The sequence below is a fragment of the Cytobacillus praedii genome, assembly GCF_001439605.1.
Taxonomy (GTDB): domain Bacteria; phylum Bacillota; class Bacilli; order Bacillales; family Cytobacillaceae; genus Cytobacillus; species Cytobacillus praedii.
This window is the reverse complement of sequence record NZ_LMBX01000001.1, coordinates 16,734-43,150: the sequence shown is the minus strand read 5'-3', so window position 1 is coordinate 43,150 and position 26,417 is coordinate 16,734. Positions and strand designations below refer to the sequence as shown.

At 36.6% G+C, this 26,417-nt stretch carries 23 protein-coding genes and 1 riboswitch; of the genes, 9 read left to right on the top strand and 14 right to left on the bottom strand.

The window, feature by feature from the left end; translation table 11 throughout:
• Window positions 1–69: 69 nt before the first annotated feature.
• From ASU02_RS00195 to ASU02_RS00180, 4 genes are all read right to left on the bottom strand, one after another.
• A complete protein-coding gene (locus ASU02_RS00195) occupies window positions 70–1,536 on the bottom strand; it encodes an amino acid permease (RefSeq protein WP_057759662.1) in 1,467 nt (488 codons plus the stop codon).
• Between the two features lie 144 nt (window positions 1,537–1,680).
• Window positions 1,681–1,871, bottom strand: a riboswitch (Lysine riboswitch).
• Between the two features lie 206 nt (window positions 1,872–2,077).
• Window positions 2,078–3,304, bottom strand: a complete 1,227-nt coding sequence (locus tag ASU02_RS00190; RefSeq protein ID WP_057759658.1) for an MFS transporter — start codon at window positions 3,302–3,304, stop codon at window positions 2,078–2,080.
• Between the two features lie 265 nt (window positions 3,305–3,569).
• Window positions 3,570–4,604 carry a C45 family autoproteolytic acyltransferase/hydolase gene (locus ASU02_RS00185; protein WP_057759656.1) on the bottom strand — a complete coding sequence of 345 codons (1,035 nt, stop codon included), beginning with the start codon at window positions 4,602–4,604 and terminating at the stop codon, window positions 3,570–3,572.
• 1 nt (window position 4,605) lies between these two features.
• Window positions 4,606–5,385, bottom strand: a complete 780-nt coding sequence (locus ASU02_RS00180; protein ID WP_057759652.1) for a MerR family transcriptional regulator — start codon at window positions 5,383–5,385, stop codon at window positions 4,606–4,608.
• A gap of 193 nt (window positions 5,386–5,578) precedes the next feature.
• Between ASU02_RS00180 and ASU02_RS00175 the strand changes: the two genes are divergently transcribed.
• Window positions 5,579–6,223, top strand: a complete 645-nt coding sequence (locus tag ASU02_RS00175; RefSeq protein ID WP_057759649.1) for a lysoplasmalogenase — start codon at window positions 5,579–5,581, stop codon at window positions 6,221–6,223.
• A gap of 164 nt (window positions 6,224–6,387) precedes the next feature.
• Here ASU02_RS00175 and ASU02_RS00170 read toward each other — a convergent pair whose 3' ends face one another.
• The 4 genes from ASU02_RS00170 to ASU02_RS00155 all read right to left on the bottom strand — a co-directional run bounded on the left by ASU02_RS00170 (window position 6,388) and on the right by ASU02_RS00155 (window position 11,524).
• On the bottom strand, window positions 6,388–8,469 hold the full coding sequence (locus ASU02_RS00170) for a HAMP domain-containing sensor histidine kinase (RefSeq protein ID WP_057759645.1): 2,082 nt from the start codon (window positions 8,467–8,469) through the stop codon (window positions 6,388–6,390).
• Window positions 8,444–9,139: a response regulator transcription factor gene (locus ASU02_RS00165; protein WP_456297727.1), complete on the bottom strand. Its 696-nt coding sequence runs from the start codon at window positions 9,137–9,139 to the stop codon at window positions 8,444–8,446. Before ASU02_RS00165 ends, ASU02_RS00170 begins: the two co-directional genes overlap by 26 nt.
• A gap of 46 nt (window positions 9,140–9,185) precedes the next feature.
• Window positions 9,186–9,764, bottom strand: coding sequence for a class I SAM-dependent methyltransferase (locus ASU02_RS00160; RefSeq protein WP_057759640.1), 579 nt, complete (start codon window positions 9,762–9,764; stop codon window positions 9,186–9,188).
• A 311-nt stretch (window positions 9,765–10,075) separates the two neighbouring features.
• Window positions 10,076–11,524, bottom strand: a complete 1,449-nt coding sequence (locus tag ASU02_RS00155) for a DEAD/DEAH box helicase (protein WP_057759637.1) — start codon at window positions 11,522–11,524, stop codon at window positions 10,076–10,078.
• A gap of 418 nt (window positions 11,525–11,942) precedes the next feature.
• Here ASU02_RS00155 and ASU02_RS00150 point away from each other — a divergent pair, with 418 nt between their 5' ends.
• Both ASU02_RS00150 and ASU02_RS00145 read left to right on the top strand, forming a co-directional pair.
• A complete protein-coding gene (locus tag ASU02_RS00150) occupies window positions 11,943–12,572 on the top strand; it encodes a hypothetical protein (protein ID WP_057759634.1) in 630 nt (209 codons plus the stop codon).
• Between the two features lie 255 nt (window positions 12,573–12,827).
• Window positions 12,828–14,306, top strand: coding sequence for a hypothetical protein (locus ASU02_RS00145; protein ID WP_057759631.1), 1,479 nt, complete (start codon window positions 12,828–12,830; stop codon window positions 14,304–14,306).
• 172 nt (window positions 14,307–14,478) lie between these two features.
• Here ASU02_RS00145 and pdxR read toward each other — a convergent pair whose 3' ends face one another.
• A complete protein-coding gene (gene pdxR, locus ASU02_RS00140) occupies window positions 14,479–15,906 on the bottom strand; it encodes a MocR-like pyridoxine biosynthesis transcription factor PdxR (protein WP_232426097.1) in 1,428 nt (475 codons plus the stop codon).
• A 109-nt stretch (window positions 15,907–16,015) separates the two neighbouring features.
• Between pdxR and ASU02_RS00135 the strand changes: the two genes are divergently transcribed.
• Complete coding sequence (locus ASU02_RS00135) at window positions 16,016–16,561, top strand: pyridoxamine 5'-phosphate oxidase family protein (protein ID WP_095396668.1); 546 nt, start codon at window positions 16,016–16,018, stop codon at window positions 16,559–16,561.
• A 195-nt stretch (window positions 16,562–16,756) separates the two neighbouring features.
• Here the strand turns inward: ASU02_RS00135 and ASU02_RS00130 are convergent, their stop codons facing one another.
• Entirely contained in the window at window positions 16,757–18,760 is a 2,004-nt protein-coding gene (locus tag ASU02_RS00130) for a YhgE/Pip family protein (RefSeq protein ID WP_057759625.1), read from the bottom strand.
• Window positions 18,761–18,881: 121 nt separating this feature from the next.
• On the opposite strand from ASU02_RS00130, the gene ASU02_RS00125 reads away from it, so the two are divergent.
• Window positions 18,882–19,793 carry a LysR family transcriptional regulator gene (locus tag ASU02_RS00125; RefSeq protein ID WP_057759622.1) on the top strand — a complete coding sequence of 304 codons (912 nt, stop codon included), beginning with the start codon at window positions 18,882–18,884 and terminating at the stop codon, window positions 19,791–19,793.
• A gap of 139 nt (window positions 19,794–19,932) precedes the next feature.
• Here ASU02_RS00125 and ASU02_RS00120 read toward each other — a convergent pair whose 3' ends face one another.
• Window positions 19,933–20,724: a nitroreductase family protein gene (locus ASU02_RS00120; protein ID WP_232426096.1), complete on the bottom strand. Its 792-nt coding sequence runs from the start codon at window positions 20,722–20,724 to the stop codon at window positions 19,933–19,935.
• Between the two features lie 241 nt (window positions 20,725–20,965).
• Window positions 20,966–21,928 (bottom strand): helix-turn-helix transcriptional regulator, encoded by a 963-nt coding sequence (locus tag ASU02_RS00115; RefSeq protein ID WP_057759614.1) that lies wholly within the window; start codon window positions 21,926–21,928, stop codon window positions 20,966–20,968.
• A 109-nt stretch (window positions 21,929–22,037) separates the two neighbouring features.
• On the opposite strand from ASU02_RS00115, the gene ASU02_RS00110 reads away from it, so the two are divergent.
• Complete coding sequence (locus tag ASU02_RS00110) at window positions 22,038–22,517, top strand: GyrI-like domain-containing protein (RefSeq protein ID WP_057759610.1); 480 nt, start codon at window positions 22,038–22,040, stop codon at window positions 22,515–22,517.
• Between the two features lie 21 nt (window positions 22,518–22,538).
• On the top strand, window positions 22,539–23,003 hold the full coding sequence (locus ASU02_RS00105) for a hypothetical protein (protein WP_057759607.1): 465 nt from the start codon (window positions 22,539–22,541) through the stop codon (window positions 23,001–23,003).
• A 151-nt stretch (window positions 23,004–23,154) separates the two neighbouring features.
• Here the strand turns inward: ASU02_RS00105 and ASU02_RS00100 are convergent, their stop codons facing one another.
• Window positions 23,155–23,895, bottom strand: coding sequence for a YwqG family protein (locus ASU02_RS00100; RefSeq protein WP_057759605.1), 741 nt, complete (start codon window positions 23,893–23,895; stop codon window positions 23,155–23,157).
• Window positions 23,896–24,101: 206 nt separating this feature from the next.
• Here ASU02_RS00100 and ASU02_RS00095 point away from each other — a divergent pair, with 206 nt between their 5' ends.
• Both ASU02_RS00095 and ASU02_RS00090 read left to right on the top strand, forming a co-directional pair.
• Window positions 24,102–24,806 carry an NAD(P)H-dependent oxidoreductase gene (locus ASU02_RS00095; RefSeq protein WP_057759602.1) on the top strand — a complete coding sequence of 235 codons (705 nt, stop codon included), beginning with the start codon at window positions 24,102–24,104 and terminating at the stop codon, window positions 24,804–24,806.
• A gap of 71 nt (window positions 24,807–24,877) precedes the next feature.
• The gene (locus ASU02_RS00090; protein WP_057759599.1) at window positions 24,878–25,201 is read left to right on the top strand and encodes a winged helix-turn-helix transcriptional regulator; all 324 of its coding nucleotides are present in this window, start codon (window positions 24,878–24,880) and stop codon (window positions 25,199–25,201) included.
• Between the two features lie 196 nt (window positions 25,202–25,397).
• Here ASU02_RS00090 and ASU02_RS00085 read toward each other — a convergent pair whose 3' ends face one another.
• Window positions 25,398–26,042 carry a VTT domain-containing protein gene (locus ASU02_RS00085; protein WP_408607250.1) on the bottom strand — a complete coding sequence of 215 codons (645 nt, stop codon included), beginning with the start codon at window positions 26,040–26,042 and terminating at the stop codon, window positions 25,398–25,400.
• Window positions 26,043–26,417 lie beyond the last annotated feature (375 nt).

Sequence of the window (26,417 nt, the reverse complement as noted above, 5' to 3'; positions counted from 1 at the left end):
CCTACATGTATTGTGTTTAAGAAGTTGTCAATAAGCATAAAAAAAAGCACGCTGGCTGCGTGCAAAAAACTAATTTGATAAATCACAATCCTTTAACGGGATCAATTTTGTCTTTTTCGTAAATTTGTATCCAAGCCATAGAATTAAGAACAAAGGTAAACCTATATAAGAAACTAGTATACCGTTCCAATCAATATGATCCCCTAGAAAAGCCGAATAGTTTTGTCCTAATACGACAAAGCCACAAACCGCGAAGGCGAAAATCGGACCGAATGGAAATAATTTTGCTTTGTATGGCAAGAGGTTTAAGTCTTTTCCTTGAGCAACAAATGCCCGGCGGAATCGATAGTGGCAAATGGCAATACCAAGCCATGCGATAAACCCTGACATCCCTGATGCGTTTAGCAGCCATACATACACAGTACCATCACCAAATAATGATGCCAAGAAAGCAAGTGTACCGACTAATGATGTGATAATCAATGCATTTACTGGAACGCCTCTTCTATTTAGTTTCCCAAGAAACTTAGGTGCTTTCCCTTCCCGGGCTAAATTCCATAGCATACGTGTAGAAGCGTACATTCCTGAGTTGCCGGCAGACAGCACGGCTGTTAAGATCACTGCATTCATTACGGAAGCAGCAAAAGCTATTCCTGCCTTTTGGAAAACAATCGTGAATGGGCTAACGGTTACATCACTGCTTGCAAGGTTCTCATTTGTATAAGGGATTATTAAACCAATCACAAAAATTGCGAGTATATAGAATAAAAGGATGCGCCAAAACACTGATTTTACAGCTCTTGGGATTGCTTTGCCAGGATCATCGGTTTCACCAGCTGCCACACCAAGCAATTCTGTGCCTTGGAAGGAAAAACCCGCTGCCATAAAGATTCCAAGCATTGTCATAAAGCCGCCATGAAACGGTGCATCTCCTACTGTAAAATTCTTAAAACCAATTACCTCGCCACCTAAGATTCCAAAAATCATTAATATACCAATTATAATAAAGATAATCACTGTAACTACTTTAATTAAGGCGAACCAATACTCTGTTTCACCAAAGCCTTTTACTGATAGATAATTTAATAAAAACATGATTACTAAGAAAACGGCACTCCAAATAATAGAAGGAGTTTGAGGGAACCAAAACTTCATAATCATGGTAACTGCTGATAATTCTGCTGCAATAGTTATCGCCCAGTTATACCAATAGTTCCAGCCAAGGGCAAATCCAAGCGATGGGTCGACAAACTTGGCGGCATATGTGCTAAAGCTTCCTGCAACAGGCATATAGGCGCCCATTTCCGCAAGACCTGTCATTAAGAAATAGACCATAATTCCAATCACAAGATAGGATAGGATCGCTCCTCCGGGACCAGCGGAGTGGATTGCGCCGCCGCTAGCAAGAAAAAGGCCGGTTCCAATGGTTCCGCCTAGAGAAATCATTGTTAAATGACGTGACTTTAAACTGCGTTTTAAGCTGGTTGTATCAGTATCCGTACTAAATTTATCTTTTCTTTCTTCTGCTGTTCTCATCGATGTTACTCCTTATCTTCAATTTTTCTAGCACAAGGCCTTAACTGAAGACCCATTAGCTTGTCTAATCTGGAAGGAGCTTGGAATAAAAAATGCCACCGAAGCAGATTCAGGTGACATTAAAAATAGCCCGCATCATACCTTCCGAAAGATAGCCCAACACGAATGGCTGGTAGGACCAATCGTGACAGTTCTGTTCCTATTTGGAGACAGCCCCAGCATGCTTAGTCAGAGAAACAAGCACGCTTCGGCAGCTTTTCCTTTCAAACGGAGTCAAGTGATGTCTCTGCATCTCGTCCGCCTTACTGATAAAAACTGCGACCTCTACCTCATCGGTTGATGAGGATTTGTTATATGAAATTATTACGTTTCTAACTTTATAATACTATTTTAGAATAGTCAATATCTTGTTGTTTCTCCTATTCCAAAAAGCTGTATTATAGGTGATGGTTATTATTTACCAATTGAATTCAATGAAAATATTTCTAGTTACTCTTTGATCAAAGAAAAAGACTGGGTACCTAACATTCAGATCCTTCACCTATGTTAATTCAGTCTGCCGTGTTTCTTTTCCTAAAAATGCAAGAACAATTACACCGATGACAATACTTGCACAAAACAGCGCAAAAATGAACCCAATAGAATGACCAGATGCAACAAGTGAGCCAACAAGAAGTGGTCCAAGAATTCCTCCTACACGTCCAATAGATGCAGCCATACCAGCTCCTGTCCCACGTATTACAGCCGGATATTGTTCAGGGGTGTAAGCATATAAAGCCCCCCATGCACCAAGGTTGAAGAATGATAAAAAGATACCTGACACTATAAGAACCGCAGTTGTTTCTGCCTGACCGAAAACAAGGGCAGAACCCGCCGTTCCGAGTAAATAAGTGACAAGGACAAATTTTCTGCCCATTCGTTCAATGAGCCATGCAGCTGTAAAATATCCCGGCAGCTGAGCTAGGGTCATGATCAATACATACTCGAAGCTTTGGATCATACTAAATCCTTTCATTACCATCACACTTGGCAGCCAAAGGAACATCCCATAGTATGAAAAAACGACCGTGAACCAAACAATCCAAAGTACAAATGTGGAGCGTGCATATTTGTTCGACCAAACATCTCGAACATTTTGGCCAACCGTCCGTTTCTCAGCATTTTTTGGTGAAAATGCCGGAGAGTCCGGGAGTTTGATCCGTAAATAAATAGCATAAAAAGCAGGTAAAGCACTAAGAATAAGGGCAACTTTCCAGCCAAATGAAGGAATAACAAAATATGAAATAAGTGCTGCAATCAGCCAGCCAAATGCCCAAAAACTTTCTAATAAAACAACCACTCGCCCACGCTCTTTTGCCGATACACTTTCTGAAACGAGAGTTGAGGCGACAGGTAATTCTCCACCAAGCCCCATGCCAACAAAAAAGCGCAGAACCAGAAAGGCAAAAAGGGTAGTTGTCAATGCGGAAAGCCCGCTCCCAATCGAAAATAATAATAAAGTGATAATAAATATATGCTTCCTGCCAATCTTATCTGCCCATAGGCCGAAAAGAAGTGCACCTACAGCCATCCCAATTGAATTTACACTTCCAATCCACCCCATCTGTTCAGGTGTCAAATCCCACTCTATTTTCAGCGCTGCAATAATAAACGAAAGCATTCCTACATCCAGTGCATCAAACATCCAGCCGAGCCCTGCAATGCCAAGAAGCTTTCTCTGTGAAATAGTCTTATCAGTCACAATATTTACCTCCTTGTGTCTTGACATCTGTAATCATTATTTCACTATAATCATCTTTTTTCGAAAATACAAGGTTTATTTTACTCTAGGAAATTTTAGTAAATGCCCCCTTCCATACTTAATTAATACTGGAAAATAACAAATCAATTATGAAAGGGGAATCTTCTATGAATGCGTTTAAGAACAAAACTTTTATTGCATATAGAATATCGTTCCTTTTTCAAGGATTCTATATCCATTAAAAAAAGGCTAAAGTGCACAATTTTGTCCGTGTACTTTAGCCTTTTTTTACTTAATAGGAAACTTGATTGATTATTCCTGTCATATTTTCAGGAAGAATCAATCTCCCCTCCATAAATTCTTTAAGAGAAAATACCATCGGTTTACAATTCTCTCCAACACCCATGATGATGCTTAACTCCTTTGGTGAATAGACAACTGTATGAAGCGTACCAAAATACTCTTTATAATGTTTAAAGAACAAGGGGGAACTTTCTTTGTTAAAATGATGATAAATAGCCATTGGAGATAGCTCTTCAGTTAATAAGGAACTCACATATTCCTTCCGTTTTACTGAGCCTTGTATATTTATTCTGTTTTTGTTTCTCAACATTTCTGATTCAAAATGATTTGTGCATATTAGAGGATTTGCAGCATTAATTATCTGTTTTTGTGGAGAAGCCTCTACTATTATGCTTTTTCCGCTCTTGTCTGTAATAGAGTAATTGTAGCAATAGCCATGAGGGATATCAGTGATAAAGGCAATCGCCTCCTCAATATTTGCACACTGTTCGAGCAGCAATCTAACAATAGTCGTTGCAATAAAGCCCTCACCTTTGTGTTCATTATTTACAAAATGCAGCCCTACAACAAGCCCCTTTTCATTCATCCCATCAAGTCTTCCGATAATTTGCTGGCTAAAGCCTACACTAGCATAGCCATTTAAAGGCTGCATAAATACAAGTCTTGCATCGTACATTTCTGGACTGAAATCATAATTGCGGACGTAATAGCCCTCTTTTACTAACGTAGTGCATCCCATTTCTGGAAATACAACATCATACCCACTAAATAGTTTAATCGTACGATCTAATTCCATATTTAATCCTTCTGCCAACCCCTCCAGTTCCTGAAGGAATTTTGGGGAAAGATTCTTTATTATTTCCTTAGACTTTTGTACATTCGCATTACTAGTCAATTCCCTTAGCTGGTCTATTAGAGGAAATCCTGATAATGACTTTAATTCTTTGCCCTGTTCCAAGCCAATTTGATAATAGTCCCCTCTTAATTCTGCTATTCTAACAATCAGATCTTCATCGTTAGGCATTTTACACGATCCTCTCTTTTTCTAATTTAGTAACTGGCATTAATAAATCAAGATCTGAGAAGTCATCCCCGCGATACCATTCTAGTATAGGACCTGCCGGAATCCATTTGTGTTCGTTTGCATAGTTTATTAATTTCCAATAGCCATTTTGTATTTCAGAAATAGGAGCATGAAAAGACAGGGCAATATATACGCATGAAGCCAGGTGTTCTACTAATTCAACATCAGATAATTCGCTTGTTTGGATGCCAAATGGCACGCCAAATCCTATATTTGCTTTAATCAAATCTTTGCCCGATAGATATTTTAAATAACAGCTTTTTATAGGAATATTTAATTTTTCAAGTTCTTTTCCTCTTTTTATAAAGTGTTCTCTGAATCGCCCTGTTTCAGACTCTGCTGAGAACCATATAATATTTTCATCAGCCTTTTCAATCAGATAAATTTGATCATTCATAGAGTTGCTTTCTAAATATCGTAAACTTAGATTCAAGATATCAAGCCTTTTCTTTATCAATTCAATCCAATCATCCATCATATTCCTTCGTCTGTTTTCATCGTTCTCTTTTAAATATGCTTGGATGTCCTTAATCGGTACATCAGCCAAACGTAAACTGGATACTAACTTGATGATTGGAACCTGATTCTCAGAATAAACTCGATACCCACTGGAGTTCCTGCCTGCTGGATGCAGTAAGTTTTTTGACTCATAATACCTCAAAGCACTTTTTGAAATACCAGTTCTATCGGAAAAATCCTGTATTGTCATGAGTTTGCTCAAATCCCTCACTCCTTTAATCCAATGTTACAGTTTCAAGTTACTTGAAGGTCAAGAAATATTTAAAAAACTTCTGCACAGGCAACTTTCTTCAATCATTTATATAAAATCCAAGAGACCAAAAGGATTCAGGAATTAAATGGAGAATCATCTAATATAGTGATAAAAAAATAAGCTTATAGAAAGGTGTGAAAAATTGAAAAGGCTGTCTTTACCACTACTTATCTTAATCACGAGTGCATTATATATTTTTATTATTCCTGATTCGCCTCTACTTCTTAAACTTCTCTTCAAGTTAATTCCAATGTGGTTAATTATGACTTATGCGTTTATTCAATTAAGGGGAAAACGCTCCATAACCGGCTGGATTATAATAACCGGGTTACTGTTTTGTATGTTTGGCGATGGTTTACTTCATTGGTTCCTGATAGGATTATCAGCTTTTTTAATAGGTCATATTTTTTATATCATTGGATTCTTTAAGGAGTGGCGTTTTTCCCTCATCCGAGTTTTATCTATTATTCCTATCTGTTTCTATGCAATGTTCATTGGTCATATTCTTACCGAATCTCTAATCGAAAATGGCAATAGTGCTTTATTTATTCCAGTTATTTTATATATTATTATCATTTCATCAATGGCTTGGTCTGCCATTATGACCGGTAATAAATGGGCAATGGCAGGGAGTATTTTATTCGTTATCTCTGATTCGATATTAGCGTGGAATCGGTTTGTATCCGACATCCCCTTCTCAACTGTCCTAATTATGACCACCTATTACTCAGCCCAGTTCTTAATCGCTCATAGTATTAAATTTTTCAAAAAGGACCTAATTCATTAAATTAGGCCCTTTTTTATTCCGTAAATTAATCAAGTTTTGGCAATACATTCATAAAACTTAAAGCAGTTTCATGGATGGAAAGGAAATTCCAATTAAATCTGCAAATCTCTTTTCCTCTTAAATTGTTTCACGTGGAACGTGCCATCTAATTGGTATTAATGACTTCACTCCTTATGATGCTTAGGGATATAGATGATAGATTTAAATAAATCCCCATCAATTTGAATCATAAATTTCCCTTTTTGTATATTGATTAGGCTTTGGGCAATGGAAAGGCCCAATCCGCTCCCTTGGCTAGATCTAGATTCATCTCCTCTTTTAAAACGCTCCATTAATTCATCAGCGGAAATATTTAATTCATAAGCTGATATATTTTTGAACGTAAGCAGGATTTCTCTTTCTAACTCTTCGATATGGATATATACCCTTGACCCTTTAAGAGCATACTTAAATATATTTGATAATACGTTTTCAATAGACCTCCACAATAATTTCCCATCAGCTGTCACAAAGACTTTATCATTTGGATGGTTGAACCTGAATTCTAAACCCAGTTCTTCAATTTTTTCACTTACCTCCCCAAGCCCCTGAGCGATTAATGAGACAATATCAATCTTCTCCAGATGGACTGGGATATTTCCGCTTGATGCTTTGGCAGCTTCAAATAAATCATCCGTAAGGAACTTTAGCCTTTTAGACTTTTGATCCAGTACTTCTGTATATTCGGCTATCTTTGAAAGGTCTTTTTCTTTTTTTAGTAAATCAACATATGTGATAATGGATGTTAACGGTGTTCGTATATCATGCGATACATTAGTGATTAGCTCTGTTTTTAATCTCTCACTTTTTAGTTCGTTATCTACGGCATTTTTCAATCCGTCGGTAATGCTGTTTATATTGGCAGCCAGGCTTGCAAACTCTCCCTTTCCGCCAATATCAATGCTATGATGGAGCTCTCCATTTTTTATTCTCTCTACTCCATCTTTTATTGCCTTAAAGGACTTGACCTTCTTTAAAGCAAACCAGGCAGCGATCCCTATGGTGATCGGGAACATAAAAAATGTTAAAGCAATCAGAAGTGGATACCCTATGACAATCAGAACGGTCTTTACTCCAACATTTCCGCTATCATAGACATTTCTAACAAATCGGATAAGTCCTTTGATTAGTTGATAAATCAAGGTATGCTTAAAAAATGTTCTATTTTTTAAATGTCTCACCATTGATAAAATTAGTAAGAAACAAGCAGCAGAAAACGGAATCGTGATCGGAATGACCCAATGTAAGTTGCTTGGGAGTTCAAGAAATTCAAGTATAATAAGCCATAGCGTTATAAGTCCTATACATAGCAGGATGTTTAAATCAATATATAATTTATCGACTGTATGCAAGCGCAGCTCTTTGTCCTTAAAAAACTTTCTCCCATTCACCAGTGCCAAATAGAAAAAGGATAGGATAAATCCTGCTGAAAATCCTAGTAAAAGATAAAAGCCCTTTGTGGCACTCACTTTATTTTCTTTCCACTCACTTATTTTTGAATCTAAAAACTTTCTTGGAAAAGCAACATATATTGCATGGTTTTCAGAGCCCCATTCATCCAATTCCATTGTAATCCGATTTAAATATTTACTTGCCTCAATTTCTTTTGGATAGATATCGCTTTTATACCCCTCAAACACCATATAAGATGGATAGCCTTTAAATTGTTGTTTATCATTCATTGTACTATTCGTATAAACATTTACACCATCACTGGCATAATACAGAGGACCGTCAACTGCTTCGATATTTTCCAATAGAAAATGATATTCTCTTAAATCTCCCTTAATCATTTGGTCCTTTAAATCAGAAATTTTATCGGCATATTCAACTTTGAACTTCTCATAGTTTTCTACTTCTCTTAAATTAGGATTATAACTTTTAGATTCCAACTGATAATCAAAAAATAAGTTCTGTTCTTCATTTCTTAATTCATCTTTATTGATTGTCCCACCTTTTAAAATATGTTCCTCACTTTTATATTTCTCCAACAGCCTTGTAAGGTCACTAATAAGAATTTCACTTTCTCCCACATAAGACTTGCTATGGAAGAAATTATCTTCAAAAACAATTCCAACTTCGCCATCATTCACTGAAACTAAATTGCCAATTGCATGTATCACTCCTGAAAAACATGCAAGCATGAATATAAAGACGATCAATTTTGTTATCATTGAGTGGCTATATTTTTTCAACCTTATATCCAATTCCCCATACCACCTTTAAATATTTTGGCTCTTTCGGATTGATTTCTATTTTTTCTCTAATTTTTCTTATATGAACGGATACTGTATTTTCCGGGCTAAAGGCTGTTTCATTCCAAACCTTTTCGTAAATCTCCTCGATAGAATACACTCGTCCTGCATTTGCGGTCAAAAACTTTAAAATTTTATATTGCACTGGAGTAAGTTGAACTGCCTCTCCATCAACAGTGATTATTTTACTTTCATCGTCAATAATGAGCCCGCCTGTTTTATATACATCACTCTTCGTTTCAAGGCTTCCTAAAGTTGTGTACCTTCTTAGCTGCGATTTAACCCTTGCAATGAGCTCCAAAGGATTAAAGGGCTTAGTAATATAGTCATCTGCTCCTAGATTTAATCCTAATATTTTGTCGTAATCCTCCGTCTTGGCGGAAAGCATAATCAGTGGAATGTTGCTTTCTTCCCTGATCTTTCTGGTAGCTTGTATTCCATCCATCTTAGGCATCATAATATCCATAATCACTAGATGAATTTCCTGTCCATCGATCACTTCAATTGCCTCTACTCCATTAAAAGCTTTAAAAATGGAAAATCCCTCATTTTCCAAGTAAATTCCTATCGCATCAACAATTGCCTTATCATCATCACAAATCAATATATTCACTTCGGTCACCCCTAAAATATGCTACATGCCCTGATCCTCCCTCTATTATTCGATTTTAATTAAGCTTTTTGCAAACATAAACAAAAGCAGGCGGGAAATTTAGTGGGACATATTGGATTCTCTCAATGTGGAAAGTTCTTGCGAGCAGATTCTTCATTTGTAAAGAATATTGAAAAGCAATGAAATAGCCCCCGGGCTTTAATGAATCAATCACCTGATTAAGTAACCTTTCACGCAGTTCCTTTGAAAAATTAAAGAAGGGCAGTCCGCTAATGACACAGTCTAATTGGTTAATGCCATGGTGGTCCATTATCTTCAGCATCTCAACAGCATTCTGATAACATATGTAATCAGGGAATTCCTTCTGAAGATTTCCATTCATTTCCTCATTCTTCTCGAACAGAAGAACCGATGCTTTTTTTGAAACATGTGATTGGATTTCTCTAGTAATCACACCCGTACCAGAACCAAGCTCCGCTATTGCACTCACTTCTTCCCATGCCACCTGCTGAACCATTTTTCTAGCCAAAAATCTTGAGCTTGGCCATACACTGCCAATTTCCTTTGGCTTACGGATAAATGATTGCAGAAATAACAAGGAATTATAATTAGTCAAAAAGCTCCCCCCACTCATATATGGTCTTGATTTTTTCTAATGAGGTTATCTTAATAATAAAATCTTAGAAACTAGTGGATAGATTTCTTAAGATTTTCTTAAGGTTTTCTATTAGTAGAGCTACTCGCTGATAAGATGGGGAAAAAAACAAAAAAACAGCCTACTTTTATTCATAGACTGTTTCATCTGATATATTAAATGTCCTACTTACGATTTGGTTCACCGTACTACTTCTAAATAAAAATTTTCTGTTTGAAATCTACTTATATTACTAACAAGAAATAAGCCGGATTATTTTATTACTCCTAGTTACTTCTCACACTAACGCATCACTTTTTTTTAGCTTCATGTACCTTCAATAGCTTACCTTTTATGGTTGTGTTCTTCATCCGTTTCAACACAATCGGGCCTTTATCATTTAATATTTCTACATAAGAAACAGAATCTAATATTGTAATAATGCCGATATCCTCTACTGTTACTCCGTCAATCTTTGCAATCGTTCCAACAAAATCTACTGCTCTAAGCTTCTTTTTCTTGCCGCCATTAAAATACAGCTTCATAATTTGCTTGTTTATTTTTTCACCTTTTGCCTTTTTGATCATTGGTTCGACATTCATTTTTGCTTCAAAGTCAGATTTCTTATTTAAAACTTCCTCTTTTGAAGGAGCAGCCATGTTCGGAATCTCAAAACCAATATATTCTTCAATTTCACTTAAAAACTTATCCTCAAATGGTGTAACAAACGTGATGGCTTTCCCCTTTTGACCTGCCCGTCCTGTTCTTCCTGTACGATGGACATAGCTTTCTTTCTCTAACGGAAGATCATAGTTAATGACATGTGTTATATTTTCAATATCAATTCCTCTAGCTGCTACATCTGTAGCAATTAAATAGCGGAATTCTCCTCTTCTAAAGTCATTCATCACATCAAGCCGATCTTCTTGGACCATGCCGCCATGTATTTTATCGCAGCTATAACCTAAATCCATTAACTGATCACACAAAGTATCTACTCGATCTTTTGTTCGGCAAAAGATTATGCAGCTATCTGGATTTTCTACAATCGTAACATCGGTAAGCATAGAAAATTTATGGTCTTCTGCCACTTCAAAAAGAGAATGATCAATTTTATCAGTCGTGAGTCCAGTCGCCTTAATCTCAATATCGATAGGTGTTTTCATATAGTTAAGTGATAGGCTTTTTACCTTCTCTGGTAAAGTAGCTGAAAATAACATTGTCACTCGTTTTCGAGGCAACTCTTTGATGATAGCTTCAACTTGTTCAATAAATCCCATGTTTAACATTTCGTCAGCTTCATCTATAACAAGATAGTTAATCCTTTCTAAAGATAAAGTACCTCTTTCAATATGATCTAGCACGCGGCCCGGAGTACCGACGACTACATGCGTTTTTTGCTTTAATTCTGTTTTTTGGATTGCAAAAGGTTGTTTTCCATAAACAGCTGCAGCTTTTATTCGTTTAAATCTGCCTATGTTTATGAAATCCTCTTTAACTTGAACAGCAAGTTCTCTTGTTGGTGTCAAAATTAACGCTTGCGGTTTATTTTCCTTCCAATCAATTAATTCACAAATTGGAATCCCGAATGAGGCAGTCTTCCCACTCCCTGTTTGTGATTTCACGACAAGATCTATTTTCTCTAACACAAGAGGGATGACCTTACTTTGAACAGCTGTTGGACTTTCATATTCTAAGCTATTCAGCGCATCTATTATTTCATTACTTAATTTATAATCCTTAAAACTTTCTCTACTCATAACTAAACCTCTTTTATTTTGAATTATTTATCTTCATATTTTCCGTCTATTATCATTCCCTTATACAGTCTACCATTATATTCGAATATCTCCTTACAAATTAATAAATGTTCCTTTTAATCACCTTTTTGTTAACCCTTTACCATTGCAGCTTTCTTTAATTTTGAATATTTATTGAGCACGCCCATCAGACTTATTGTGAAATAAAAAAAGACCTGCTTTTTGAGCAAGCCAAGTACCTGATATTTTAACTGACACTTTCATCTTTAAATTCCTTAATCACAACAGTTGACATAGCATTGAAATTTATAAATAATTTTAAATTTCCGTTTCACTAACCCCTATATTACGGAATTAGCTGTTATAACCCAAGCTCCCTTATTCCCTTTCCATATACTAATATAAAGGAGATGAGAAAATGTATAATAATGAGCCTAGCTCTTTACTTAAAGATAAAGCAAAAATAGGATTGGCACACCAAAAGTGTATTGACCGTGCTTATCGTATTCCCATATTTTTAAGTACAACCACTCATTTAAATAATAACCAGCAGCGATTTCTAAACCGTCTCATTTTAGAGATAGAGAATGCTTTGCTTTTTCCACGTACATTGCCTTTAAGTGAAAGCTATCCCGAATCGATTTTAACTGATATTCGCCGGCTAGTATCATCAAGCTATGGAATGCTGGCAGTAAACCTTCGCCGTTTTGAAATTGAAGTAGTCGACGTCAATGCAGGACCCCTTCCACCACTCACTCCAGTCTGGCAAGGATCGGTTTATTCACAAGTAGAACCTTCTATGGCTTTTCAATTTGGTCTGCCCCTATTATTAGTAAGGGAAGAAGATACTGATGCGAATAATGGAATTTGGGCAGGAGGGATTGCCCCACTCAACCTATTTATCGTTTGGCATTCAGAAACTCAATCTGTTGATGAATTCTTTAGCACTCCAGAATGGCGATCAGCCTTTGCAAATTGGAGTGCACAAGTACGAAATGCTTTTTATATTCAGACAGAGCCTAAGTTCAAGTATAGATGCGACTGTTAAACTAACCCTTTTATACTAAATCGAAAATATAAAAGATATTGTCCATCTTTATTTATTTTCGATTTATTTACATAGAAATAAATATTTCTAGTTGGTTACAAACACTAAATTGAAACTACTAAAGGTAAATTTGTGCCTACTTATAATACCTTTCAACATAGTATTAGATAGAGTAAAAACTTTCTAATTAATTTTTATAAATTATATTATAATAGAATTATTAAAATTATTATAAAATTAGGTAGGTCTTTTTGAATGAAAAGAAATGAATATAATAGCTTAAACTCAGATATTAGAATGCAAAAAATACCTCTTCTGGAGGCAGAAAATATTCTACAAAGTTTTAATAATAAATGGATTTATATTAAACTTATCTCAAATACGTCGATTGAGACTGAAAATAGTCAAATAGCGATGTACAATAAATTCAAAGTTCGTACCATTATTATAAACAATTATTCCATATTAATTTATGGTATTGAAGATGATGATAGATTAGTACTTAGTAAAGATACTTTGATACAATCTGAGTGCACTTTTAATAAAGATGAAATAAAACTTATCCAAAAAGCAAATAACACTTTTAATGAGATTTACATTAAAGATTATCTACCCAATGCAAATCAAAGATTTGATGAAATTACAAATTATAATAAAAATTTAATTATTACAGAAGGAAAAACAGATTGGAAACATTTAGAAAACGCGTTGATAGAATTTCAAAAACAAAATAAATATAATAATTTAGATTTTGAATTTTTTAAATATGATGAAGAAGTACCTATGGGAAATGATACTTTAATGAAAATTTGTAAATATCAAGCACTCTTCAAAAATGAATATTTAAAAGTATTTGTATTTGACTCTGATGCACCAGATATTAATAAAGAACATAAGAGTAGTAAATTTTTATATCACGGTAATAATATCTACTCTTTAATATTACCTATACCATCCCATAGAAAAGATACACCTTTAATAAGTATAGAACATTACTATAAAGATGATGAAATAAAAACTTATGACGAAAATGGAAGAAGACTATATTTAGTAAAAGAATTTGATAAAGTTTCTTATAAACATTTAACAAAAAATAAAATTTATTTTTTAGATCTTAAAAATAAAGAAGACAATCATATTATTGATAATAAAGTATTTGAATTAGATTCTGATGAAAATATAAATATACAAAATCTCTTTAAATATCGAAACAAGAAAAACGTAGCTTTGACAAAAAACTCCTTCGCATTAAATATCTTAAATAAAGTTAAACCATTTGATAAAATCTCAGTTGAAACATTTAAGCTATTTTTTGATGTACTTATTGAAATTGAAAAGGATTATAACAATAGAAATGATGATTCAATGGAAATTAGTGATGGAGTATATCTAAAAAAATATGATGATAAATCGGTTCTTCACATCCATTTATCTATTAAAATGGAAAATGCATTAGAAATTAAAAACTCGGATATTTTAAGTTGCTCACCAATTATATCTGAAGATAAAGGTACATTATTTTTAGTAATACAAGCCAATCAATTTAAATGTGACATTCCAATAGCTATAAATGAACATCTAATTAAATTTTTATATGCTAAATCTAACAATTTTAGCAATAGCATAGAGTTACACATATACAATGAAAATAATGAGAATATATCTAATAAAGTGTTATTTCAAGGTTCCAACTCTAGCAATATAGCAATGGGTATAATATTTCAACAATTATAAATAAAAGGGCATGAGTTCGATATTTTCTTGGCCTCATGCCACTCAAACTGCCTAATGAAATAGCTTGTCTAACTTTTGAAGTTCACTTTAAACATTACTTATAATACGTTCCACCTTAATGTATATAACTGAGGTTTTTCTACTATCCTCGCATTTGGGTTTATTGATTCAATCAATTTGACTCTAAATCGACTATCTCCTCTTCATAGAGGCAGCTAGCGAGTAATCTTACTCCCTTATCAATCTCTTCAATTGATAATCCGCCAAATCCTAACATGATATAGGAATTGCCCTCGGGGGTTGGATTCAGCCAAAAATTTATTGGGGAATAAACTTTGACCCCCTTCTGCAGGCCCTTTTCACTCAGTTCGATGGTGGATACGCCTTTTAGCTTCAATAAGATATGCAGGCCTGACTTTTCTCCAACAATTTTTACTTTAGTGCCCAAATATTGATCAATGCTCCTTAACAGAGCCTGATGTTTTCTTTGATACTGCTTTCGCATTCTTCGAATATGCCTTTCGAATTCTCCGGATTGCATGAACAGTGCCATAGCCCTCTGAATAATAGGAGAAACTGATTGGTTATACACCGCGAACGTTCGTGAATAATGATCCATTAGAGAAGGTGGTAATACAATATAACTTAACCGTAATGAAGGAAGAAATGATTTAGAAAATGTCCCTAAATAAATGACCTTTTCCTCTTCATCCAGTGATTTCAGCGAGGGAATTGGCTGTCCTCGGTATCGAAACTCTCCGTCATAATCATCCTCAATAATGTATCCCCCAGTTTGATAAGCCCAATTTAGCAATCGCATTCTTTTCGAAATGGATAGAATCATGCCAAACGGAAACTGGTGAGAAGGCGTTACATATACGGCCTTTGCCCTGCTCAGTTGAATATGCTCCATTGACAATCCATCCTTTTCAAGGGGCACCGGTTCGATCTGACATCCCTGTTCTTCAAAGACCGATCGTACTCCACTGTAACCCGGCTCTTCCATAGCCACGGTATTTCCTTGAAGTGCTAAAATCCGGCAGATCAACGCCATAGATGTTTGTGTTCCGGCCGTTATAAGGATCTGTTCTGGTGTGGAGCGTACACCTCTTGATTGCAGTAAATAGGTTGAAATCTCCCGCCTCAATTCAAACTCACCTTGTTTTTCACTATACTCAAATAGCCAATTATTCTCTTGGCCAACTGCGTCTGACAGACATTTCTTCCATTGCTTCAAGGGAAATTTGTCAAGGTCGACATTTCCATATTCAAAATCCACAAGGACTTCTCTTGAAGGCTTACATTCTTGCATAACAGGATGCTCTGCCTCATTCGGATGCATTGAAGGCTTCTTCTCAATCTCAGCTACCCATATGCCACTTTTAGGGACACTTTCAAGGTATCCCTCCGATTGCAGCTGCTGGTATGCTGCCTCAACCGTATTCCTGCTCACCTTCAAATGAGTTGAAAGCTGGCGTACGGACGGCAGCTTGATTCCTGGCAAAAGCCTGCCCTCTTCAATTTCTTTTTTAATCCAATAATACAACTGGCTGTATAACGGCTCTGACAGCTCCCTTTGTAAAAATGGGGTAAGTTCCACAGTTTGCCCTCCATCTGTCCCTATTAAATATTTTAATTCTGGCACTTTTGTTATGTACAGAAATTTCTTACAATGATTTTATCATTTATAAAGAAAGATGGGATGAAAAATGCATAAGATCCGCCAAGAAAAATTAATATGTACAGATGATAAACGTATTGATCAGTTTTTAAGCCATGCACGGACAGGTTACCTTGGATTAACGGATGGAGAGATTCCTTATGTTGTTCCTTTAAATTTTATCTGGATGAATGAAGCTTTGTATTTCCATGGAGCCGCACAGGGAAGAAAAATCAATTTGATTCATGCCAATCCTAACTGTTGTTTCACAGTATCTGAAGATTACGGAACGATGGTGAGCCCTATACCCGCTAAGACAGATTCTGCTTATATGAGCGTGATGCTATTCGGGGAACTAGAAATGGTAAGTGATTTAACAGAAGCGACCGCGGCAATGCAAGCCATGCTGGATAAATACGTACCTGGATACTATGATAAAAGCCTTTCACAATCCCATGTTGAGAAATATCGCTCCTCTCTAGGGAGCCATACAATGGTTTTTAGACTTAATCCTAGCGTACGAACTGCAAAGGAAAACCAATTGAATCCGCAATTGTCTTTCTACCCAGGCAGGAACGTTGGGATGGATATTTAAAATTACAAGTCTATAACTAATCGAGTGACACAAAAAAGAGCCAATGCTGTACCGCATTGGCTCCCTTTTATGTCAAAACTTTATTAACTTATGTTAAAGTCATTCTTCTGGCCTAAGCGAGATATTTATGAATCACCAAAGCCTGTTATAACAAATGATAAAGATGGAAAACATATGCCTCCCCGGTTATGCAAATTAGGAAGGTACATGTTGAACCGGCGTTTCACGATGCTGCATATGACTTGCCACCCAGGCAATGATTCCTGCAGCAACAAGATAAAGCACCAAAAATAATAATTGGGTCTGCAGTTCATGCCAGTTGCCTAAAGAAATTACCTCTTGAAGGCTTTTGAGAGAATGAGCCATTGGCATCCATTGTCCTATCTTGCTTAATAAAGGCGTCCCGAGTTCCATTGGGAATGTACCGCCGCAAGTTGCCAGCTGGAACACAAGGAAAGTTACAGCCAAGAACTTGCCTACTATCCCAAACACAGTAACCAGCATTAAGATAAAGGTCATAAAGGTGAGCGACACAACGATACTTGAGAATACAAACAATGGAATGCTTGCCACCTCCAGGTTAAACACGCTTAGAACAATACTATCTACGATAATCGCCTGAATAATTCCAATCGTATATACCAATCCCAACTTATTGATTAAATGGTGGGTTCCGTTTACAATTCGCTCTTTCCTCCTTCCAAGAGGGAGGATATTTGATGCCATAATCCCGCCTACATAGAAAGCAAGTGATAAGAAGTAAGGAGCAATGCCCGAACCGTAGTTTGGTACATTTGAAAGGCTTATCTGTTCCAGAACGACTGGTTCAGAAAACATATCGGTCAATGAATCACTATTTGAGATGCCTGATGTTTTATCTGCAGCATCTTTCAGTTTAGAAGAAAGAGTATGTGCCCCATCAGATAACTGTTCCAGTCCATCGTTTATTTTTTCTGTGCCTTCTTTAAGCGGCTTGGTCCCACTCGCTGCTTTATTTATTGCATTGTTTAGCGAAGTATAACCATTGTCCCATGCTTCAAAGCCCTCGTTGAATGTTACTGTTCCTGCTGCTAAATCTTTAGCTCCTGCTGCCGCTTCATCAAGCTTGTCGGAAAATTCACCGAGACCTGACTCGATACTCTCCTGCCCAGCTGCTGCTTTCTGTGCTCCCTGAGCAAGCTGAGTTTGTCCTGCCTGAAGCTGTTCAGTCGCCTTAGCTAGGCCATTAGCAGTCTCTTGAAGCTTTTGAAATTCTGGTTCCTCTCCCGCTTCAGGATGTGACTTACTATATGCATTCATTTGGTCCTGAAGAAGTTTCACGGACTCATTTGCCTTTGTCTGCTCTTGAAGCAGCTTTTCATTGCCGGAAGACCATTGTTTTATCCCAATAGTCACTTGCTCCCCGCCTGTTTTAATTGTATCAAGTCCAGCAGATAGTTTTCCCATACCTTGAGATAAGGAAAGGGATCCTTTTTCCAAATTAGCTGCACCCGAAGAGAGAGCTTCTTTCCCATGTAGAAGCTTATTGCTGCCTGCTGTTAATTGATTCATTCCTTGGTTAAGCTCGCTATATCCATCACCCAGCTTAGCCATTGCATGATTGGCATCATTAATGCCCTGATAAACCTCATTAGAGCCATTCCCTGCATTCTCTAATCCTGTTGCCAGCTCACTGAATTTAGTAAATACACCATCTGCATAAGTCTTTGTAATGCTTTTTGAAATCTTTTCGTTTATTTTTTCAACTGCAGTTGAACTGATTTGGGATGCGACAAAATTCTCGCCCGGATTCGTCTTTGAAATAAGTTTAGCAGGAATCGGTTGATCATCCATTAGTGTACTTATGTTTTTGGAAAAATCCTTTGGGATGGTAAGGACCATATAATAATCTCCATTTTTTAATCCCTTGTCGGCTTTTTCCTCCGAAATAAAATGGAAGTCCAGTTCCTGATTTCCCTTTAATTCCTTGACAAACTCTTTCCCCGCCTCGATTCGTTCGCCATCCATCATAGATCCTTTATCTTGGTTAACAACCGCTACGGGCAGATTATCTAACTTACCATATGGATTCCAATATCCAGCTAAAAAGAAACCAGCATAGATTAATGGGACAATTATAAGGAAAATTAAAGCTATTCGACCATGAGGATGTTTCCACATCGCCATTAAATCTCGCTTAATCAGCTGTAATCCTTTCAAGCAATCACTTCCTTTATTATTTTTACACTTTACTTATAGTAATTACTTTTATGCATAATGTATAATATATAATTCATTATAAATAAATAGCTTTTAGTCTATATAAGGGAGGGATAGTTACATGGAACTTTTACAGCTTCATTATTTTCGGACCGTTGCTAGGCTTGAGCATATGACGAAAGCGGCCCAAAAGCTTCAGATTGCCCAGCCCTCTCTCAGCAAAACAATATCCAGACTAGAAGAAGATTTGGGTGCGCCATTATTCAACAGAGAACATCGAAAAATCAAATTAAATGAGTTTGGCAAAGTGTTTTTAAAGCGGGTAGACCGGGTTTTTCTGGAGCTGGATGAAGGGAGAAAGGAAATCCTAGCATTATCCAAACAGCAAGAAAATAAAATTACGCTTGCCGTTACCATCCCGCGAGTTCTCCCAGATCTCCTCCAATCATTCCTAACCAAGAATCCAAGTGTAAAATTCCAGCAATTCCTTCAATCTACTTCTTCCATGAAAGATCAGCTGATTGAAGGAAAAATAGATTATTGCATTTCTTCCGTACTTATTGAAGACCCGCATATCATTTGGGAACCGCTGATAACCGAGGAAATTCACCTTATTGTTCCCCCTGGCCATCCTTTTTCAAGCCGGGACACAATCAAATTGGCTGAAGCAAAAAATGAAACATTCATCAACATGCATACCGGCTACGGTTTCCGGAATTTAACAGACCAGTTTTGCCAAGAAGCTGGCTTTGAACCTCATATTGCCTTTGAAGGAGATGATTCAACCGTGATAGGGGATTTAGTAAAACAAGGATTAGGCATTGCTTTTGTCCCGGAAATCACATTGCTTCATCAGTTGGACAAGTTTCCGCATAGCCTTCGTATTACAGAGCCGAATTGCCTTCGGACAATTGGGCTTGCCTGGTCAAAAAACAGATATCTGTCCGAGACCGCACACCAATTCAGGGAGTTTGTAAAAGAATACTTTAAAGTTCTAGCCACTAGACTCAATAAAAAGCATGAATTTCATTGATATCCTCCTGCCCCTCTCTATATGAAAACAAAATAAAAGATAAGATTTATCTGATTTAGATAAATCTTATCTTTTTTACAGCAACATATAAGGGAAATCTCCTAGATTAAGATTCTCTCAATTGTTTTACTTAAAACGATCAATCATCATTGTTCATAAAGTTTTGCTTCTCCAAGTATTTCAGCACTGTCTGTGAAAATTCGATATGAGATTCCTTCGTATATTTGGCTATGGTATAAACTTGGGCCAGATTCTTTAATCCCAGTCGTTCTGTCATTTCCTTTAGCCTTGGCATGTCCATATAGCGTTTCCATCCCTTTTCATTTCTATCTTTGTAGATTTCTAAAATTTCCTCATCTGAATAATCACGATACTGGTCATAGTGAACAATCCCATGTCTTGGCAACCGATCACGCGGGGCAGGATTTTCCGCAGGATAGCCTAATGAATAACCTATAACCGGTACGACATTAGGCGGCAAGTTTAACAGTTTACCAATTTGATCACAATTGGCAAGCGTCGAGCCCATATAACAAATCCCTAGCCCGGCATTCTCTGCTGCTAAAGCACAGTTCTGCGCTGCCAGAGACGCATCAATCGCCCCTATCATAAAGCTCATGTAATTATCAAAATGGACAGGTGCGTCATTAAGCATAAGCCATTTTCTCATTCTATTAAAATCAGCACAAAAGGTTAATAGGATCGGTGCATCTACGACCATCGATTGTTCCATATGTGCAGTGTATAATTTTTGCTTTAGCTCTTTATCTTTTGTAACGATAATGGAATAGGTTTGCATATTGCCGCTTGATGAGGCTCGAATGCCTGCATCTAATATTTGCTCCAGCAGCTCTTGACTTACTTCCCGATCTTCATATTCTCGTATGGACCTGTGTCCAAATATAACATCATTTAATTCCAAAGCAATCACTCCTTGGTCATTTGATATGTAAGAGTTTGAACAATTTATGCATTTATACAGTTCAATCTATTCATTGGGTAATACTCGTAAGGTAGGGCCATTGCTCTTACTCTTAATAAAAAGAAATGAATAGACTTTGACCAACATTATACCGTTATTTTAGAATAATCTGATAAATAAATAAAGATTATCTTTGGAGGACTGGTAAGGAATCAAACTCATAATTTGTAGAGGTTTTAACTGGCACTGCTTATGGGCAGTATAGGAATAATCTCCCTTGTAAAACTTCTAAGATTTCCTCCGGCATTTCCCTAACCTTGATATCTCCACCGAGGAAAAGCAGCCAATTCGTTATTTCGGTCAGCTCTTCAGAATGATTAACATTGATAAAAGTTTTTAAAATAGCTGTAGTTTGGTAAGGATTCGTATAGGAAATTGAAACTTTTAAAGGATGGTATTTTTTAAACTGGGCAATTGCCTTTGGACCAAGTTCAAGGACAAGGTTAATTACTTCTTCCTGCTTACTTAGTTTTTCTAACATCTTTTTTTTGCTTATTCTTTTTTTCGTCGGGTATGGTTTAACATCAATAAGATTATCTACAGTAAAAATTCTCCTCTTTTCATCCTTTAAGTCGAAGCCTTCAATCAGCCAAAGGCTTTTTTCACGGTAAAGGTGAAGAAGATAAATGGAATAAGATTTTATTGCTTTCTCTTCAGTAATAGTAATCAATAGATAGCTATCTAACAGAAGCGTTTGAATTAGTTTTTCCAACATCGGATGAGGGAGGTCTGAAAGATCAAGCAGGTCGGGATTATTCGGGTTGGTCCCTTCAAATAGCAAAATTTGATTTAAAAGAACAATATCTTCCTGCTGAGCTTCTGAGATAAGGCCGAGTAATTTTTCAGCTAAAGACTGACGGCTCTTTAGATAAGGGAGCTGCAGATTTCTTGTAGCCATAAAGGCAATAAAAAGAGCTTTGATCTCATTATCAGTAAAGCGAACTGTAGGCAGGACAGAGTTGTTCATGACAAAATACCCCCCATCCCGTCCAACTTCAGCAACAAGCGGCATCCCCATGGCTTCAATTTCCCTAATATCTCTAATCGCTGTCGAACGTGAGATGCTAAACTCTCGCATGATTTCAGAAATTGTAAAGTGAGATCGGTTGTTGATATAGCGCATGATGATATTAATCCGTTCAACTTTTTTCATCGGGTCCTCCTAAACAGTATCATTTTTTGACATGATTTAACGTTATTATAAACTCATCAAGTGAAAAGACAAATCATTTGATCAATTTAAAAAAAGGAAGGGATTAATTATGACAAATTATAATTTAGAAGAGAAGGAAAGCTTTACTGTTTTAGGTATTGGGACTGAACTTAAGAGCGATTATACAGACTATGCTGGCATTAACAAGGAAAAGGCAGACTTTTGGCAGGCCGTTAAAGAGGACGGAAGGCTTGAAAAATTAAAATCCATCGCTACTAATGATTACATGTTTGTCGTGAACGAAGCGGTGAATAACAAGATGATGCATTATGCTGGCGTCATGACAGAAGAGTCACTGCCAGAAGCTTCAAGAGTGATTCAATTCCCTAAAGGAGAATACCTCGTTGTTAAAGGGGAAGCTAAGACATCTGAGGAGTTGAGTAATATACTTACTGGCATGGCCTTTGGTCAAGTTTTGCCAGAAGCAAAAAATGTCGCTTATGTCGGAGGGCCCAATGCAGCGGTTGAGATGGGGCAGCAAAACGGCTTACTGTATGGTGAAATGTGGATTCCAGTTGTTAGGAAATAAAGAGATGAAGGAGCAATAAAAATGTCCTATATCGTTGATTTTAAAAATGTGTCCACGGTTGGTTTAGAGTCTTCACCAGCGGCAGAGGCTCTAGCTGGTTTACGTGCGAATGAAGCTCGTTACTTTATGAACAAATACAAGCATGAATTTTCGGTTGTTCCAGCTAGTGAGAGTCAGGACACCCTTGATTATGTGACCCACATTTTGAAAGAAGAACGTGATATTGAGTTTGCGGCTAAACCTTTAGAAACGTCACGTTTTCAAGTAGAAAATATCAAATGGGCCTTCGTCTTTTTTGAGGATGGTCTTGGAGTCAACGTCATGTATATGGTTGATAACCCTAAGAAGCGGGCAGTTGGCTTTAAGCTTTCAGAGGGGATGGAGGTACCAGAGGAGTTAGAAGGAAAGTTTAAATTTGCCCGGCAGAAGTCTAAACTAGCTGGAACCATTCGAGGATCGTTTTTTGTAATCAAAGGAGAATATTAGAGTAATCAAAAGCGTAAAGACAAATACAACAATTCATAAAGCAAATGATTACCTAGTCATTCAAATAACAAAACAGCACCTCTCCATCCAATTAGAAGGTGCTGTTACTTTTTCGCAAAAATGCTTCTTCTTGTATATGATAAATTACTCTTTAACCTGCATCGGACTTTAGTCTAGTAAAATCCAAATTCTTCAGACGTTCCTTTTCAATAAATATCATTAATTTATCGCCGTCATGCCAACACCATTCAAGATCATCATCCGAATCAATCGTTAACAGTGAGATCCACTCTGCTCCCGGCGTGGGATCATATGCTAGGGTATAATGAGAGGGATAACCAAAAAGATAGTCTGAACTTTTATGTAGAGAATCACGTATTTCAGTGTATAGTCCGTTCTGGTCTTCCCTGAATGGCCAGTCCTTCATCTGATATTCGTCGTAAGGAATATCGATAGTTGTGGAAAACTTAATCGCTGCCGCCTTGCCAACATCTGAATTTGGCGGGCTTATAGTCTCTAGATTCACAGATTCAGGAATATATATCCCATGAATATATCCGTCTTCAAACGCCTCCAGATAATCGTCTTCATCAGAATTGTCATTTGCTGCAAATAGACTCAGAATTCCTTTCGAAGGCAGACTCGCATCAATTGGTGTGATTTCTGCAAAATTGATTTGGCCAAGAAAGCGATATGGCCTCATCCCATATGTAGGCCATTCGCTGCCAACTGGTAAATCAGGTGCTCCTCCAAAACGGCTACATCCCAATTGTGGTTCTGCATCTTTATCCTTAAGTATATCGATTGCTGGCCTCAAAACTTGACGCAAATACTCTTTATGGTTTGCAATATCTGACTGTTCAATCATCTTTAGAAATTCGTTCCTATTCATTTTATCCCCCCTACATTTAATATCATCAGACACGGTTTAATTTCTCCCTCTTCATTATATTTCTGCTAAACTGTCACAGTCCATTTATTACATAACAATTCAATAAAGAGGTTACAAAAATGTAACCCAACTACCTAAAAGTGCCTAATTGAAAGGAAGTGTAGATTCATTTACTGTTAATTTATAAATCACTAGGAGGATTTTAAATGAATATTTTAATTGTATATGCACACCCTGAGCCCACATCCTTAAATGGGAGCTTAAGGGATTTTTCCCGCTATCAATTGGAATCTCAAGGACATATCGTACGGATTTCAGATTTATACGAAATGAATTTCAAGGCAGTAGCTGATGGAAATGATTTTAGTGAAAGGAAAAATCCCAACCAATTAAATTATTTATTGGAACAAATGAATGCTTCTAAAAATAAGTCTTTTTCACAAGATATTCTTTTTGAACAGGAAAAATTGGATTGGACTGACTTCATCCTTTTTCAATTTCCAATTTGGTGGACAGAGACACCAGCTATCTTAAAAGGCTGGTTTGATCGAGTGTTCGCTTTGGGATATGCCTATGGCCCCGGTACTTATGACAAGGGAAAGTTAAAAGGGAAAAAGGCGATGCTCTCTGTGACTCATGGAGCTTCCAGCTTAAACCATTATGGAGAATATGGATTAAAGGGGAAATTAGAGGAAAGATTGTTTAATATTCAGCATGAAAAGCTGTATTTTAGCGGAATAGAAGTATTAGAACCTTTTATCTTCCCTTCGGCAGCTCCCCTGGAAGTTAGAAACAATTATTTTGAACTATATAAAAATAGACTTTTGCATCTTTTTGAAGAACCAGCTATTCCCTTTCACCCGCTTTCCCATTATGAGAATGGTCAACTAGTTCAACAATTTCAAAAGTAAATGGTTTATACCATAATGTAATCTTTATTAAAATATGGTATTATTTCTTCACCCTTACACTTGGAGGCTATATGGAAAATACAAATATTTGTCCAGTTGATTATGTCGTCGATTTAATTAGCGGAAAATGGAAGGTACTAATCATCTGGCATCTCAAATTTAGTAAGAAACGATTTGGCCAGCTACAAAGGAACCTTGATGGAGTCAGTAAAAAAGTGTTAAGTCAGCATTTAAGAGAATTAGAGAAAAGTGGATTAATCAAACGGGATGTCATTCCTTCTCTTCCTGTACAAGTAGAATATTCCCTAACCGAAAGAGGAATGGAATTATCAACGATTCTTGAAGAGATTAATCGATTTGGATCAGTATTATTAAAAGGACCTACCATTTCCTGATAGATCCTTTTAGTCTTTATTAGCCGACTCTTGCTGGAATGACCACCTATCACTTCCCAAATGAATGCAGTTACATTTGATAGTATTGGGATGGCTTTTGACACGTCATTCATTCTGCTAAAAAACCCCTCATCTACTTATGAGATGGTTCTCCGTGACTATTTTGGAGTGTGTAGAAACCACATCTTTGAAACCTTCATCCTTTTTTCAATTTTCCCCGAATCACCCCGATAATGGGTGGCAGCACAGAAATAAAGATAATTGCTAAGAGAACCGTTGAAAAGTTATCTTTGACAATTGGAATATTGCCAAAGAAATAGCCTAAGATCGTACAAATTCCTACCCATAATGCAGCCCCAACCACATTATAAATCAAGAAATACCGGTAATTCATCTTACTCGCCCCTGCAATAAAAGGAATGAACGTGCGAATAAACGGCATAAAACGGGCGATCACAATTGTTTTTCCTCCATGCTTATTAAAGAAAGCCTGGGCTCTCATCATTTTATCTTGGTTAATCAATCTCCCCATTAAACTGCCATGTGAGATGGTAGTCCCTACTTTACTGCCGATATGATAATTGACAGTATCCCCAATTACCGCCGCGGCAAAAAAGATAATGAAAAGTAAAATAATGTTAAATGCCCCCATCGCTGCAAGAGCACCACTAGCAAACAATAAAGAATCACCTGGCAAGAAAGGGAAAATCACAATTCCCGTTTCCACAAATACGATTAAAAATAAGATTCCATATGACCAACTGCCAAAATTTTGGATGATTTCAACTAGATGTTCATCAATATGCAGGATGAAATCAATGATACTTTTAATTATTGTCAAAGTTGTACCCACTTTCATCGTTTTATCATCAGCTAATCTGACTTAGTAATGTAGGCTTTTTTATTTTCACCTATATATGTTATCACAAAACACTCAAACTGCTCACCACTTTCCTACTCTGCTAGCTGTAAAGTGGGAGATTCTTAGAGAACATCATGGTATTCTCAAGTATTTGATTAGGCTAACCCCATTTTTCCTGCGGTTAGAAACTCTCATAACAAAGGCAAAAAAAAATATATATAACTCTTATACAATCATTGATCTAAGTGACCCGATGTATGGAGAATAGATCCTGGCAGGCCTTCACTTTCGCTGATTTTTGAATAAAATTAGTTTTTATTTATACAATAAGATAGACTTATAATTTCTATCTTT

Excerpts from the sequence above, each read along its gene's own strand:
- ASU02_RS00195 (WP_057759662.1), bottom strand. The coding sequence starts at position 1,536 with ATGAGAACAGCAGAAGAAAGAAAAGATAAATTTAGTACGGATACTGAT.
- ASU02_RS00190 (WP_057759658.1), bottom strand. The coding sequence starts at position 3,304 with ATGTCAAGACACAAGGAGGTAAATATTGTGACTGATAAGACTATTTCA.
- ASU02_RS00185 (WP_057759656.1), bottom strand. The coding sequence starts at position 4,604 with ATGCCTAACGATGAAGATCTGATTGTTAGAATAGCAGAATTAAGAGGG.
- ASU02_RS00160 (WP_057759640.1), bottom strand. The coding sequence starts at position 9,764 with ATGAGTGGGGGGAGCTTTTTGACTAATTATAATTCCTTGTTATTTCTG.
- ASU02_RS00155 (WP_057759637.1), bottom strand. The coding sequence starts at position 11,524 with ATGAGTAGAGAAAGTTTTAAGGATTATAAATTAAGTAATGAAATAATA.
- ASU02_RS00150 (WP_057759634.1), top strand. The coding sequence starts at position 11,943 with ATGTATAATAATGAGCCTAGCTCTTTACTTAAAGATAAAGCAAAAATA.
- ASU02_RS00145 (WP_057759631.1), top strand. The coding sequence starts at position 12,828 with ATGAAAAGAAATGAATATAATAGCTTAAACTCAGATATTAGAATGCAA.
- ASU02_RS00135 (WP_095396668.1), top strand. The coding sequence starts at position 16,016 with ATGCATAAGATCCGCCAAGAAAAATTAATATGTACAGATGATAAACGT.
- ASU02_RS00125 (WP_057759622.1), top strand. The coding sequence starts at position 18,882 with ATGGAACTTTTACAGCTTCATTATTTTCGGACCGTTGCTAGGCTTGAG.
- ASU02_RS00115 (WP_057759614.1), bottom strand. The coding sequence starts at position 21,928 with ATGAAAAAAGTTGAACGGATTAATATCATCATGCGCTATATCAACAAC.
- ASU02_RS00110 (WP_057759610.1), top strand. The coding sequence starts at position 22,038 with ATGACAAATTATAATTTAGAAGAGAAGGAAAGCTTTACTGTTTTAGGT.
- ASU02_RS00105 (WP_057759607.1), top strand. The coding sequence starts at position 22,539 with ATGTCCTATATCGTTGATTTTAAAAATGTGTCCACGGTTGGTTTAGAG.
- ASU02_RS00100 (WP_057759605.1), bottom strand. The coding sequence starts at position 23,895 with ATGAATAGGAACGAATTTCTAAAGATGATTGAACAGTCAGATATTGCA.
- ASU02_RS00095 (WP_057759602.1), top strand. The coding sequence starts at position 24,102 with ATGAATATTTTAATTGTATATGCACACCCTGAGCCCACATCCTTAAAT.
- ASU02_RS00090 (WP_057759599.1), top strand. The coding sequence starts at position 24,878 with ATGGAAAATACAAATATTTGTCCAGTTGATTATGTCGTCGATTTAATT.